The 13,132-nt window shown below is 63.7% G+C and carries 9 protein-coding genes; 4 read left to right on the plus strand and 5 right to left on the minus strand.

Going from position 1 to position 13,132, the window contains the following annotated elements; translation table 11 throughout:
• Positions 1-31: 31 nt before the first annotated feature.
• From J9893_RS14680 to J9893_RS14695, 4 genes are all read right to left on the minus strand, one after another.
• Entirely contained in the window at positions 32-1,960 is a 1,929-nt protein-coding gene (locus J9893_RS14680) for a PTS mannitol transporter subunit IICBA (RefSeq protein WP_210599874.1), read from the minus strand.
• A gap of 645 nt (positions 1,961-2,605) precedes the next feature.
• Positions 2,606-4,627: an exoribonuclease II gene (locus J9893_RS14685; protein ID WP_010672763.1), complete on the minus strand. Its 2,022-nt coding sequence runs from the start codon at positions 4,625-4,627 to the stop codon at positions 2,606-2,608.
• Positions 4,628-4,713: 86 nt separating this feature from the next.
• Positions 4,714-5,613, minus strand: a complete 900-nt coding sequence (locus tag J9893_RS14690; protein WP_010672764.1) for a LysR family transcriptional regulator ArgP — start codon at positions 5,611-5,613, stop codon at positions 4,714-4,716.
• Positions 5,614-5,846: 233 nt separating this feature from the next.
• On the minus strand, positions 5,847-6,476 hold the full coding sequence (locus J9893_RS14695) for an acyl-homoserine-lactone synthase (protein ID WP_029313613.1): 630 nt from the start codon (positions 6,474-6,476) through the stop codon (positions 5,847-5,849).
• 64 nt (positions 6,477-6,540) lie between these two features.
• Here J9893_RS14695 and J9893_RS14700 point away from each other — a divergent pair, with 64 nt between their 5' ends.
• From J9893_RS14700 to J9893_RS14710, 3 genes are all read left to right on the plus strand, one after another.
• A complete protein-coding gene (locus J9893_RS14700) occupies positions 6,541-7,323 on the plus strand; it encodes a LuxR family transcriptional regulator (protein WP_010672766.1) in 783 nt (260 codons plus the stop codon).
• 262 nt (positions 7,324-7,585) lie between these two features.
• Positions 7,586-8,206, plus strand: a complete 621-nt coding sequence (gene lysE / locus J9893_RS14705; protein ID WP_210599875.1) for an L-lysine exporter — start codon at positions 7,586-7,588, stop codon at positions 8,204-8,206.
• A gap of 127 nt (positions 8,207-8,333) precedes the next feature.
• Positions 8,334-10,313: a bifunctional 2',3'-cyclic-nucleotide 2'-phosphodiesterase/3'-nucleotidase gene (locus tag J9893_RS14710; RefSeq protein WP_049637232.1), complete on the plus strand. Its 1,980-nt coding sequence runs from the start codon at positions 8,334-8,336 to the stop codon at positions 10,311-10,313.
• Positions 10,314-10,427: 114 nt separating this feature from the next.
• Here the strand turns inward: J9893_RS14710 and lpxL are convergent, their stop codons facing one another.
• Positions 10,428-11,351, minus strand: a complete 924-nt coding sequence (lpxL, locus tag J9893_RS14715; protein ID WP_103243797.1) for an LpxL/LpxP family Kdo(2)-lipid IV(A) lauroyl/palmitoleoyl acyltransferase — start codon at positions 11,349-11,351, stop codon at positions 10,428-10,430.
• Positions 11,352-11,599: 248 nt separating this feature from the next.
• Here lpxL and hldE point away from each other — a divergent pair, with 248 nt between their 5' ends.
• Entirely contained in the window at positions 11,600-13,027 is a 1,428-nt protein-coding gene (hldE, locus tag J9893_RS14720; RefSeq protein ID WP_039039759.1) for a bifunctional D-glycero-beta-D-manno-heptose-7-phosphate kinase/D-glycero-beta-D-manno-heptose 1-phosphate adenylyltransferase HldE, read from the plus strand.
• The last annotated feature ends 105 nt before the right edge of the window (positions 13,028-13,132 follow it).

Consider the following 13,132-nt stretch of genomic DNA (forward strand, 5'->3'; position numbering starts at 1 on the left):
AACCTCTACAACCAAAGACGATGACGGATGATTACGCGGCCTGCTCGGCCCCCAGCAGATCCAGGAACTCCTGGGGATCCTGGGTGGTGGCCAGACGGTCGACGAGACCGGGCTCATCCAGTGCATTGGTCAGGCGGGTTATGACCTGTATGTGTTCATCGTTGCGGGCGGCAATGCCGATGACCAGGCGCGCCACTTCATCGGCGCCCTCGCCGAAGGCGACTCCGGCCGGGTATTGGCAGATGACGATGCCGGTACGCTTCACGTGCTCCTTGGCGGCGATGGTGCCGTGGGGCACGGCGATGGATTCGCCGAGGTAGGTGGAGACCAGCTGTTCGCGCTCCAGCATGGCGTCGACGTAGTCCGGTGCCACATAGCCTCGCTGGGCCAGCAGCTTGCCGGCGGTCACGATGGCCGCTTCCTTGCTCTCGGCCTTGAGGCCCAGGTGCACGTCCTGCAGGCTCAGGGTGAAGACTTCCGGCTCCTGCGGCTCGTAGCTGTCGTCGTTGGCCGCCACCAGCAGTTGCGGGTTGGCGATGTCATCGTTGGCCGCGTTGGCCAGGCTGAGGTTCTGCACCAGCTCCTGATAGAGGGCGTTGTCGAGGAAGTTGGTCAGCGAAATGTGCTGTGCATGCGGCGCATGGCGACGGGCACGGTCGGTGAGATCCTTGTGGGTGATGACCAGATCCACCTGATCGTCCAGGTTGTTGATGGCACTGTTGGTCACGCTGATGTCGAGACCGGCGGCCTGCACCCGCTTGCGCAGCATGCCGGCGCCCATGGCGCTGGAGCCCATGCCCGCATCGCAGGCGACGACGATGTTGCGCACTGCGGTCAGCTCGGTTTCCGGCTTCTTGGCGGCGGTGGTCTCGGGCTTGGCACCCTTCATGGCTTTCATCTTGCGGGTGGCTTCACCCAGGGCATCGGCCTCGTCGGCTTCCGGCTGCTGGGCACGGACGAACACGGCGGCGACCAGGAAGGAGACGGTGGCGGAGGCGACGATGGAGAGCAGCACCCCGATGAGGGAGGCTTTCGGCGTCATCAGCAGCACGGCGAAGATGGAGCCCGGGGAGGCGGGGGAGACCAGACCGGCGTTGAACAGGGTCAGGGTGAAGACCCCGGTCATGCCGCCTGCGATCACCGCCAGGATGAGGCGCGGGTTCATCAGCACGTACGGGAAGTAGATTTCGTGGATGCCGCCGAAGAAGTGGATGATGGACGCACCGGCTGCGGACTGCTTGGCGGCGCCACGGCCGAACACCATGTAGGCCAGCAACACGCCCATGCCCGGACCCGGGTTCGCTTCGATCAGGAAGAAGATGGAGCGGCCCTGTTCGGTGGCTTGCTGGATCCCGAGCGGCGAGAAGATGCCGTGGTTGATGGCGTTGTTCAGGAACAGGATCTTGGCCGGCTCGACGAAGATGGAGGTCAGCGGCAGCAGGCTGTGGGCGACCAGGAAGTCGACACCACCGGCCAGGGCGCCGGAGAGCACCTTGACGAAGGGACCGATGACGAAGAAGGCGAGAATGGCGAGCAACATGCCGATGATGCCGGCGGAGAAGTTGTTCACCAGCATCTCGAAGCCGCTCTTGACGCGACCTTCCATCGCCTTGTCGAAGCGCTTGATGGCCCAGCCACCCAGCGGGCCGACCATCATGGCGCCCATGAACATGGGGATGTCGGTCCCCACGATGACGCCCATGGTGGTGATGGCACCGACCACGGCCCCCCGGTCACCCCCGATCAGCTTGCCGCCGGTATAGCCGATGAGCAGCGGCAGCAGGTAGGTGATCATGGGACCGACCAGCTTTGCCAAGGTTTCATTGGGCAGCCAGCCAGTGGGGATGAAGAGGGCGGTGATGAAGCCCCAGGCGATGAAGGCGCCTATGTTGGGCATGACCATATTGGACAGGAAGCGTCCAAAATTCTGTATCTTGACTTTGGTATCCGGTGATAACATGTCGGGACCCCGTTTTAAGCCTGTGTGATTAAAAGTGGTAGTCGGGATGACGAGTTTTGCCGAACTCCCATCCCAGTCGTCTAAGCAACTTCAATCTACCAGCTTGTGATCAAATTAGGCTGAAAACGGGGTGTCTTGTGACCTGGATCTCAAATACCCCGACCTCCCCCCTCCCGGCATAGTGATGACGATCACAGTCATTCGCTGTATTTCGGCTACATTTCGATCTTCTCGCCTCTGGGTGTCAGTTTTTTGTGATTGATGTCTCGTTTTGCTGTTTGCGCAAATACGGTGTCAACGTGACTGTCGTCACAAAATCAAATTTTGCACTCAAATGAGTCATGGTTTTTCGCCTCGTATTCGCAAGTAATGACGATGGATATGCCGTAGTTCATCGTTAATCACCAATGAATCATTTATTTTGTAACCCACTTTCAGTTTTTCCCCCGAGAGGATCGGTTCCGACAAGGCCTCTTGTGACGCCCGGGTGGCGGATCCTGATCCGATCCCGTCTCGATCCTCCCTGCCGGTAGCGACGCAGGCTGGGGCCTGCGAGCGGGTCTCCCATCCCGTCTGCTTGCGGAGCGCAGCGATAAAAAAAAGCCCGCAGGATGCGGGCTTTTGCAGAGCAGACAAGCAGGGGGATCACTGCGCCTTGGGGGCTTCGTCGGCAGGCGCTGCATCGGCCTCGCTGGCAGGAGCGACCGGCGCCGGACCCGGCACCAGATCCACCGCCGGCTTGGCGATGAGGGATCGGGTCTCTTCCACCGCCTCGGTCAGCTTCACCTCGATGATCTGGCCGAGCTCGTAGACCACCTCGGTCTTGTCCAGATAGACGCGGCCGTTGTCCCAGTTGCACTCCAGCCGATCCTTGTTGTCCAGGATATGGCGGGCGGGCATGAAGACCACGGCGCCGTTCTCCTGCAGGCGCAGCTTGAGGCCGGCGCGCATCACGTCGATGATCTCGGCGTTGAACACCTTGTCGGTGCCCGCATCGGCCTTGAGGTAGCGCACATAGAGCCAGTCGCCGATGTCGCGCTCCACCATGCGGTGCAGGCGGCGGCAGGCGGTCAGGTGCTCGGTCAGCTCCAGGCTGGGGCGCTCACCCGGGGTCTTGCCGGCGATGACCGCCTTGAGCAGGCGATGGTTGACCATGTCGCCGTATTTGCGGATGGGGGAGGTCCAGGTGGCGTAGGCATCCAGACCCAGGCCGTAGTGGGCACCCGGTTCGGCGGACATCAGGGCATAGCTCTGGAAGCGGCGGATCTTGCCGTCCAGCCAGCGGGTGTCCAGGTTGTCTATCCAGCGGCGCAGGGCGCAGAAGCCGGAGAGGCTGGCGATCTCTTCCTTCTCGAACGGGGCCTCGGCGGTCTTGAGCAGCTCGATGGCGCCGTCCAGGGACTCCTCGTCAAAGCCGGTGTGGACGTTGAAGATACCGTAGCCGACCTCTTTGCCCAGCACGCGGCCGGCGCAGATGTTGGCGGCGATCATCGACTCTTCCACCATGCGGTTGGCGATGCGGCGCGGCTCCACGTGGATAGCCAGCACTTCGCCGTCTTCACCCAGCTCGAAGTCGTAGTCGGGTCTGTCCGGGAACACCAGGGCGTGCTCGGTGCGCCACTTGATGCGAGCCTCCGTCATCGCCTTCATCAGGGGCAGCTGGGCCAGGACGCCGGCGTCGATATCCAGCGCTTTGCCGTGCTCGGCCCAGTCGGAGACGTCGTCATAGCTGAGACGGGCATGGGAATTGATGCGGGCGGCGAAGAACTCGGTCTCCTCCAGCAGCAGGCCGTCCTCGGCGATGAGCAGACGGGCGCACAGGGTGTTGCGCTCCTCGCCCTCTTTCAGGGAGCAGAGCTCGTCGGAGAGGGTGCGCGGGATCATGGGTACGTTGCGCCCCGGCATGTAGACGGTGAAGGCGCGCTGGGCGGCCTCCTTGTCCAGCTCGCTCCCCTCGGCCACATAGGCGGTCGGGTCGGCGATGGCTACCAGCAGCTCCCAGCCGTTCTCCAGCTTGGTGATGGCCAGGGCATCGTCCATGTCCTTGGTCTTGGCACCGTCGATGGTGAAGAAGGGAACCTGGGTCAGATCCCGGCGGGGCAGCTCTTCCTCTTCGATCACCTTCCACTCCGGCAGGTCCGCCGGTTCAATCTGGGCCAGGTTGTGGCGCGCCAGCACCACCCACCAGGGCACGTTGTGATCTTCCTGGGTGGCGATGAGCTGGGTGATCTCGGCGGAGAAGTTGCCGTCCACCAGGGCATGGCGCTTGAGGGTGGCGACCACCCAGTCCCCTTCCTTGAAGGATTTCTCGTCCAGACCCTTCTTGGCGCGGGCCTTGATGGCGTCCTTGATGAGGGGGTGGTCGGGCACCACGTTGAGGCGGTCGCGGAACATCTTGACGCGGCCGACGAAGCGGGTGACGGCCTGCTCCAGCAGGGCATCCGGCTCGGCCACCTCTTTCTCTTTTTCAGTGCGGATCAGGGCGCTCACCCGGTCACCGTGCATCACCTTCTTCATGTAGGGAGGCGGCACGAAATAGCTGGTCTTCTCATCGACCTCCAGGAAGCCGAAGCCCCGATCGGAGGCGCGGATCACACCCTCTTTCTTGGGGATGTTTTCGCGGATTTGTTGCTTGAGCTGGGCCAGCAGCGGATTGTCTTGGAACATAAATGGGGAACCTGAGTGGAGACCTGATGGTTAATCGCCCAGCACTATACGTTTTTACCCCCCCAAAGCCAAGGTGAATGGCCCCCTCAACGGGGTTGCAGTGCCCGTCGCCCCTGCTGGATCAGGCGCTGGGATATCTGCTTGTGCAGCCCCCGCTCCAGCACCCAGCGGTGCCAGTAGAGCTGCTCGACCAGGTGGTGATCCGGGTTGAGATCGAGCAGGCGCCCTTCTTCCAGTTGCTGGCGGATCTGCAATTCCGGGATGAGGCAGCAGGCCAGCCCCTGCTCCGCCATGGCGACGAAGGCCTCGGAGGATCGCACCGTGTGGCAGGGGTAGCCACCGGGGGGGAGGGCGAAATGACGGGCCATGTAGCTGATGTGCATGTCGTCGCGCTGATCGAAGGCCACCGCCGGCGCCTTGGCCAGGGCTGCCGCCGTGAGGCCGTTCGGGAAGTGGCGGGCGACGAAGGCGGGGCTGGCGGTGAGCAGATAGCGCATCTCGCCGAGTTCGTCGACGCAGCAGCCCGCCAGCGGCTGGGGTTGCAGGCTGACGGCGCCGAACGCCTGCCCCTCGCGCACCCGGTCCAGGGTGCGGCTCTCGTCATCCACCAGCAGGTTCAGCTCGATGGGGTATTGCTCCAGCAGCGGCGCCAGGGCGGGCAGGAACCAGGTAGCCAGGCTGTCGGCATTGACGGCGATGCTGACCCGGATGGGGGCCCTGGGCTCGTCGGGGGAGAGCTCACCGGCCAGCTCCAGCTCCAGCTGGCGCACCTGGCGATAGTGGGCCAGCAGCTTCTGGCCGAGCCCCGTGGCCTGCAGCGGCTGGCTGCGGATGATGAGCGGCTCCGCAAACTGCTGCTCCAGCTGCTTGATGCGCTGGGAGATGGCGGACTGGGTGATGTGCAGGCGCTGGGCGGCACGCTCGAAGTTTTGCTCCCGGATCACCGCGTCCAGGGCCAGCAGCAGCTTGTAGTCCAGCGTCTTCATCAGCATTCCTTATGAAAAAAGGGAGTTCAGCAAGAATGCTACTCAAGGGAGCGCCAGAGGACAACCCGACCGCTCCCATGGAGGGGACCCGTCTCCGGGGCCGCCCCTGTGAGATGTGACAGTAGTCCTGACATGAGATTCATAAGATACTCACTCGGTCCGTTTTTGCATGGGGTGGAAACGGACCATAGCGAGCGTCTTGAATCCCGGGCCGGTCCCGGGACTTTTTTTGCTCAGATGACGGCGAGCAGAGCATCCCCCGCCGGCCGGTAATGGCCCTGCAGGGGGCGATGGACGGCGCGGTCGAAACGCTCGTCCAGGTGGAAGCGGATACCGACCCCGCGCACGGCCCCCAGATCCACCGCCTGGCGATGGCCGAGGCGCTCGATGGGCAGGCCGAGGCGACGGAAGATGCGCTCCACCGGCAGGCTGACCACGGCCACCAGCTCGCGGATCCCCTGCTCCCTGGCGAAGGCCAGCACCTCGCGGAAGATGACGCAGGTGAGTTCGCTGATGCCGTTCTCCAGGCGAGGGGCCCGGTCGGCGTCGATGGCGAGGCGGGTCAGCTCCCACACGTCGTTGCCGCGCGGCGGGGCTTCGCCAGCGAGGGCGGTGGGGAAGATGCTGGGCAGCATGTAATCCTGGGCGCAACTGAGCAGGCGGATGCAGCCGCACAGCCCCTGCTTGTCTTCAATCAGCACCCAGTGGGTGTCGGGCTTGTCGAAGTTGTCCCGCTCCAGGCCACGGCGGGATTCCACGTCCCAACCGAGTCGATCGGAGAAGACGCGGTTGCGAAATCGGTAGAGCTCGTTTTCGACCTCCCATCTGGGGTGTTCTTTCAATTTTCCTTTGAAAACAAGCATTCATGTCTCTCCATTTCATGGTTAGGCGCTATAATCCAAGGCCTTGGCCAGGGGAGGCTTGCCTATGACACGCGACCAACTGCTTGAGTACCTGGAACATTTCACGCTGGTGACCGATGGCAACCGGCTGTCCGAGCTCATCGGCCGCTTCACCCTGGGAATGGGCTACGACTACTACCGCTTCGCCCTCATCCTGCCCATGTCGATGCAAAGGCCCAAGGTGGTGCTGTTCAACCAGTGCCCCGACTCCTGGGTACAGGCCTACACCCTGAACAACATGCTGGCCTGCGATCCCATCATCCAGCTCGCCCGCAGGCAGACCCTGCCCATCTACTGGAACCGGCTGGACGAGAAGGCGCGCTTCCTGCAAGAGGGGAGCATGGATGTGATGGGGCTGGCGGCGGAATTCGGGTTGCGCAACGGCATCTCGTTCCCGCTGCACGGGGCGGCGGGGGAGAACGGCATACTCTCTTTCATCACCCGGGAGCGGGCATCGAGCGATCTGATGCTGGAGTCCTCGCCCATCCTCTCCTGGATGTCCAACTACATCTTCGAGGCGGCGATCCGGATCGTGCGTCAGAGCATGAGGGAGGACGATCCCCAGGAGCCCCTGACGGAGCGGGAGACCGAGTGCCTGTTCTGGGCCAGCGAAGGGAAGACATCGGGGGAGATCGCCTGCATCCTCGGCATCACGGAGCGCACCGTGAACTACCACCTCAATCAGGTCACCCGCAAGACGGGGTCGATGAACCGCTACCAGGCCATTGCCAAGGGGGTGAGCAGCGGCATCCTACTGCCGAACCTGGAGCAGGTGGTGGTCACCAACTTCCCCTCCCTTCTGCAGTGAATACAGGCCCGGCGGCACCGGCTCGTCGCCTGGCATCCCCTCTGTCGCCATCACCGCTGTCCTGCGCCGTCCCATCCTGCCGCCGATTCTCGGGGCGGGGCTGTGACCCCACAATTGTCAGATCCTGCAATTGACAACCTTCTTTGTGTGGTTTCGGCCCGGTTTTCATCAGTTTTATGAATGCATCAGAAAATGAATGAATTTCTCTGATTACCCGCGCCCCCTTATAGTGCGTTTCTCTCTTTCACAGGAACGCATCTCCATGTTCGCTACCACCCTGCAAGGCTTTACCCTCGGCCTTGCCATGATCATCCCCATCGGGGCCCAGAATGCCTTCGTGCTGAGCCGGGGCATTCACCGCAATCACCACCTGCTGACGGCGACCCTCTGCTGCCTGTGCGACCTCGTGCTGATCGGCATCGGGGTATTCGGCGGGGCCAACCTGCTGGCGGCCAGCCCGATCGGACTGGCCCTGCTGACCTGGGGCGGCGTGCTCTTCCTCGGTTGGTTCGGTATCCGTTCCCTGCGCAGTGCCTGGCGCGGCCAGGAGGCGGCCCTGGCGGACTCGCCCCGGTTGATGGGGGTGAAGAGCGTGCTGGCCATGACCCTCGGAGTGACTCTGCTCAATCCCCACGTCTACCTGGATACCCTGATGCTGCTTGGCTCGTTCGGCAGCCAGTTTGCCGAGGATCTGAGGCCAGCCTTCGCGGCGGGGGCCATGCTGGCTTCTCTGGTCTGGTTCTACGGACTGGCGTTCGGGGCGGCGGCACTCTCTCCCTGGCTTGCCCGGGGCCGGGTGCAGCAAGCCATTGATCTTGTTGTAGGTCTCATCATGCTGGTGCTGGCGGCCAAGCTGGCATTGGGTGCCATACCGGCCTCATGAGGCTATTTTTGTGCCGGGCTTCATAAAAATGAGTCCCGGTGCCATCTGCTGACATATTCGTCTGTTAAATTCCCGGCGCTGGTAAAGCGTTACTCATAATAAAAGGGAAAAAACAGTGAATAACACCATGAAGCTGGGGGCTATTGCCGCCATCGTGCTGCTGTCTGCCTGCAGCAACGAGAATGACAGCAAGGCGCAGCCGGGGACCGTCTCCCTGCGCCTGATCCAGACCTCCGACATCCACTCCAACGTGCTGGGGTACGACTACTACCAGAACAAGGAGGATCGCAAGTTCGGCCTCTCCCGCACCGCCCTGCTGATCCGCGCCGCCCGCGCCGAGAACCCCAACAACCTGCTGCTCGACAATGGCGACCTCATTCAGGGCACGCCGCTGGCGGACTACATCTTCGAGCAGTCCGGTGCCGGCTACCTCGAGAAGCAGGCGCACCCGGTGTTCAAGGCGATGAACGAGCTGGGCTACGACGCGGGCAACCTGGGCAACCACGAGTTCAACTACGGCCTGGACTACCTTGGCAAGGTACTGGCGGGAGCCGACTTCCCCTATGTGAACGCCAACGTGTTCGAGGCGGGGGCCTTCAAGCGCGATGCCAAGGGACAGATTGACTGGAGCGGCAACAAGTTCACCCCCTATCTGCTGCTGGAGCGCGAGGTGACCGATGACAAGGGCCAGCGCCAGCGCGTCAAGGTGGGCATCCTGGGTCTGACCCCGCCCCAGGTGCTGCAGTGGGACAAGCGTCATCTGGAGGGCAAGGTGGTGGTGGCCGACATGGTCGAGACCGCCAATCACTATGTGCCCGAGCTGCGCGCCAAGGGCGCCGACATCGTGGTGGTGGTGGCCCACACCGGCATCAATGCCAGCAGCTACGAGGCCATGATGGAGAACTCCGCCTGGCATCTGGCCAAGGTGAAGGGGGTGGACGCCCTGATGCTGGGCCACGCCCACAAGAACTTCCCCGGGGACTTCCCGGATCTGCCGGAGGTGGACAACCAGGCCGGTACCCTGAGCGGCATCCCCACCGTGATGCCCGGCTACTGGGGCAACCACCTCGGCATCATCGACCTCAAGCTGGAGCAGGTGGACGGCAAGTGGCAGGTGAAGCAGAGCCAGGCCAGCCTGCGCAAGATAGACGCCAGCGAGGGCAGTGCGGTGGATCAGCGGGTGGTGGACCTGGTGCAGGCGGATCACGACGCCACCAACCAGTGGCTGGACGAGCCGCTCGGCAAGATCACCTCCCCCATCCACAGCTTCTTCGCCCTGGTACAGGACGACCCCTCGGTGCAGCTGGTGAGCGATGCCCAGCGCCGCCACGCGGAGCAATTGCAACAAGACGGCCTGCTCAAGGAGTCCTACCCGATCCTTTCGGTGGCGGCCCCCTTCCGTGGCGGTCGCAACGGCATCAACGACTTCACCTACGTGGCCCAGGGTGACATCTCCCTGCGCAACGTCTCCGACCTTTATATCTATCCGAACACCCTGCAGGTGGTCGAGGTGAACGGGGCCACCGTCAAGGAGTGGCTGGAGATGAGCGCCGGCCAGTTCAACCAGATCGACACCGGCAAGACCGGGGTGCAGTGGCTGGTGAACGAGAGCTTCCCCACCTACAACTTCGATGTGATTGACGGGGTCAACTACGAGGTGGACATCACCCAGCCGGCCCGCTATAGCAAGGACGGGGTCAAGGTGAGCGACGGCCAGCGCATCAGCGGCCTCACCTTCAACGGCCAGCCCGTGGACCCGGCCCAGAAGTTCTACGTGGTGACCAACAACTACCGTGCCAGCGGCGGCGGCCACTTCCCGGGCATCGACGGCAGCAACATCGTCCATGAAGATCCCTTCGAGACGCGGGAGATCATCGCCCAGTACCTGAAGGCCCAGTCTGCGGACAACCCGGCTGGCTTCAGCCCGGCGGCCAACAACAACTGGCACATGAAGGCCCTGCCCGCCAACGTGGACGTGCGCCTCTACTCCTCGCCGACCGACGAGGCCAAGGCCCTGGCGGGGGTGGATCTGTCGTACCAGTCCACCCTGCCGATGGATGACGCCAAGCACCCCGGCTACGCCATCTACCGCCTGATCCGCCAGTAAGGCAGACGCTGGCAGCCAACAAAAAAGCCCTCGCAGTGCGAGGGCTTTTTCATGGGGCGCGGTGCCATCCTGTCCTGTCGTCTGGACTTGCCCGGTCGACGGGGCGGGAGGGCATCAGTAGTAGCCGGGATCGTCCGGATTGGGGCGGGTCTTGAAGCGGCGGTGCAGCCACATGTACTGCTCCGGCGCCTTGCGCACGGCGGCTTCAATTTCGCGGTTGGCGCGGCTGGCATCCGCCAGGTCGTCACCGCTCGGGTAGTCCGCGAGCGGGGCCCCGATATGCAGGGTGTAGCCCTCCCGGGTGCGGATGTTGTAGCAGGGCAGGGTGACGGTGTTCTTCACCCGGGCCAGGGTGGCGGTCCCCGTGATGGTGGCGGCCTGCTCCACCGCGAAGTAGGGCACGAAGACGCTGGCATGGCTGCCGTAGTCGTGATCCGGTGCATACCAGAGGGCGTCGCCGTTGCGCAGCGCCTTGATCATCCCCTTCACGTCCATCCGGTCCACCAGGTATTTGTTGGAGGCGCAGCGACCGTGGTACTGGGCGTACTCCAGCACCGGATTGGTGTTGGGGCGATAGACGCCGACCCCGGGGCGCACCAGGCCGAAGCAGCGGGCATTGAGCTCAAGGGTGAGGAAGTGGCAGGAGAGCAGCAGCATCCCCTGGCCCTTCTCCATGGCGTTGATGACGTGCTCTTCCCCTTCCACCTTCATCAGGCGGCGCATCCGCCAGTCTGGCCAGAACCAGGCCATGCCCACCTCGAAAATGGCGCAACCCACGCTCTCGAAGTTCTGCACCAGGAGGGCTTCGCGCTCATCCCGGCTGAGCTCGGGCATCGCCAGCTCCAGGTTGCGGCGGGCAATCTTGACGCGGGATTTCAGCAGCTTGCGGGCCAGGGTGCCGAGCTGGCGGCCCAGCCACATCTGGCTGCGCCAGGGCAGCAACACCAGCAGCCAGAGCAGGGAGAGGCCCAGCCAGCTCCCCCAGTAACGGGGATGGAACAGACGGGGTTCGAGGCGGGGAGCGTGTTCTTGGGCCATGAAGAGTCTCTTGTTCGCAAAGGCAAAGGGGGGAGTCCGACCGAACCGGGGGGCCTGTGTGGGGTGGCCCGGCGCGGATGCGGTCACTCGCATGTCGAGGATTCTATCCGAAAAGCGGGGGCGGGCGCGAATCGCCGTCATCTGGTCAGAGGGGGCGTCAGGGGGCAGGGCCGTGCTTTTTTCACGCCCCGGAAAAGAGTGTGATAAAATCGGCCGCTGAATTTTTCAGGTTTTGAGAGCCGATACAGATGAAAATCACCCTGCCCGAGTTTGAAAAAGCCCGCATCCTGGTCGTTGGCGATGTCATGTTGGATCGCTACTGGCATGGCCCTACCGGCCGGATCTCCCCCGAGGCACCGGTCCCCGTGGTCAAGGTCGAGCACATCGAGGAGCGCCCGGGTGGCGCCGCCAACGTGGCGCTCAACTCCGCCGCCCTCGGCGCCCAGGCCGTGCTGCTGGGCCTGACCGGTCAGGATGAAGCCGCCGATGCCCTCGCCAGCCAGATGGCCGGGGTCAAGGTGGCCTGTGATTTCGTGCGCCTGACCGACTATCCGACCATCACCAAGCTGCGGGTGCTGTCCCGCAACCAGCAACTGCTGCGTCTCGACTTCGAAGAGGCCTTCCACGACGTGGATGCCAGCCTGCTGATGGGCAAGGTGGAGCAGGCGCTGCCCCAGGCGGACGTGATGATCCTCTCCGACTACGGCAAGGGCGCCCTCAACGATGTGCCCGGCATGATCCGGCGTGCCCGCGCCGCCGGTATCCCCGTGCTGGTCGACCCCAAGGGGACCGATTTCGAGAAGTACCGCGGTGCCACCCTGCTGACCCCCAACATGTCCGAGTTCGAGGCCGTGGTGGGCAAGGTGAAGGGGGAAGAAGACCTGGTCGCCAGGGGGCTGGAGCTGGTCAAGCGCTTCGAGCTGGACGCCCTGCTGGTCACCCGTTCCGAGAACGGCATGACCCTGATCCGCGAAGGGCAGCCCGAGCTGCACCTGCCGGCCCAGGCCCACGAGGTCTATGACGTCACCGGTGCCGGTGACACCGTCATCTCCACCCTGGCGACTTCCCTTGCCGCGGGCAAGAGTCTGGATGAGGCCTGCGCCCTGGCCAACACTGCCGCCGGCATCGTGGTCGGCAAGCTGGGGACCTCCACCGTGAGCCCGGTGGAGCTGGCCAACGCCCTCTATACCGAGCAGGAGACCGGCTTTGGCGTCATGTCCGAGGCCCAGCTCAAGGTGGCCGTCCAGGCCGCCCGTCTGCGCGGCGAGAAGGTGGTGATGACCAACGGCTGCTTCGACATTCTGCACGCGGGTCATGTCTCCTATCTGGCCAATGCGGGCAAGCTGGGGGACCGCCTGATCGTGGCGGTGAACACCGACGAGTCCGTGCGTCGCCTCAAGGGGCCGGGTCGCCCGGTCAACCCGACCGAGCGCCGTATGACTGTGCTGGCGGCCCTGGGTGCCGTGGACTGGGTGGTCCCCTTCAGCGAAGACACTCCCCAGCGTCTGATCGCCGAGATCCTGCCAGACCTCCTGGTCAAGGGGGGCGACTACAAGCCCGAAGAGATCGCCGGTTACGCCGAGGTGACCGCCAATGGCGGCGAGGTGCGGGTGCTGAACTTCGAGGACGGCTGCTCCACCACCGACATCATCAAGACCATCCGCGAGCGCGGATAAGCGTAAAACCCGGCCAAGGCCGGGTTTTTTGATGGGGCTGCCGGGTCGGTGACATGGACGCTGCCTGGCAGGCCCCGACCAACGCACTTCCAGCGGCGAACAGAG

Source organism: Aeromonas sp. MaB10011B (assembly GCF_017939325.1).
GTDB lineage: Bacteria > Pseudomonadota > Gammaproteobacteria > Enterobacterales > Aeromonadaceae > Aeromonas > Aeromonas caviae.

Coding starts and splice junctions, on each gene's coding strand:
- lysE (WP_210599875.1), top strand. CDS start 7,586: ATGTTCGCTACCACCCTGCAAGGCTTTACCCTCGGCCTTGCCATGATC.
- hldE (WP_039039759.1), top strand. CDS start 11,600: ATGAAAATCACCCTGCCCGAGTTTGAAAAAGCCCGCATCCTGGTCGTT.
- J9893_RS14680 (WP_210599874.1), bottom strand. CDS start 1,960: ATGTTATCACCGGATACCAAAGTCAAGATACAGAATTTTGGACGCTTC.
- J9893_RS14710 (WP_049637232.1), top strand. CDS start 8,334: ATGAAGCTGGGGGCTATTGCCGCCATCGTGCTGCTGTCTGCCTGCAGC.
- J9893_RS14685 (WP_010672763.1), bottom strand. CDS start 4,627: ATGTTCCAAGACAATCCGCTGCTGGCCCAGCTCAAGCAACAAATCCGC.
- J9893_RS14690 (WP_010672764.1), bottom strand. CDS start 5,613: ATGAAGACGCTGGACTACAAGCTGCTGCTGGCCCTGGACGCGGTGATC.
- J9893_RS14700 (WP_010672766.1), top strand. CDS start 6,541: ATGACACGCGACCAACTGCTTGAGTACCTGGAACATTTCACGCTGGTG.
- lpxL (WP_103243797.1), bottom strand. CDS start 11,351: ATGGCCCAAGAACACGCTCCCCGCCTCGAACCCCGTCTGTTCCATCCC.
- J9893_RS14695 (WP_029313613.1), bottom strand. CDS start 6,476: ATGCTTGTTTTCAAAGGAAAATTGAAAGAACACCCCAGATGGGAGGTC.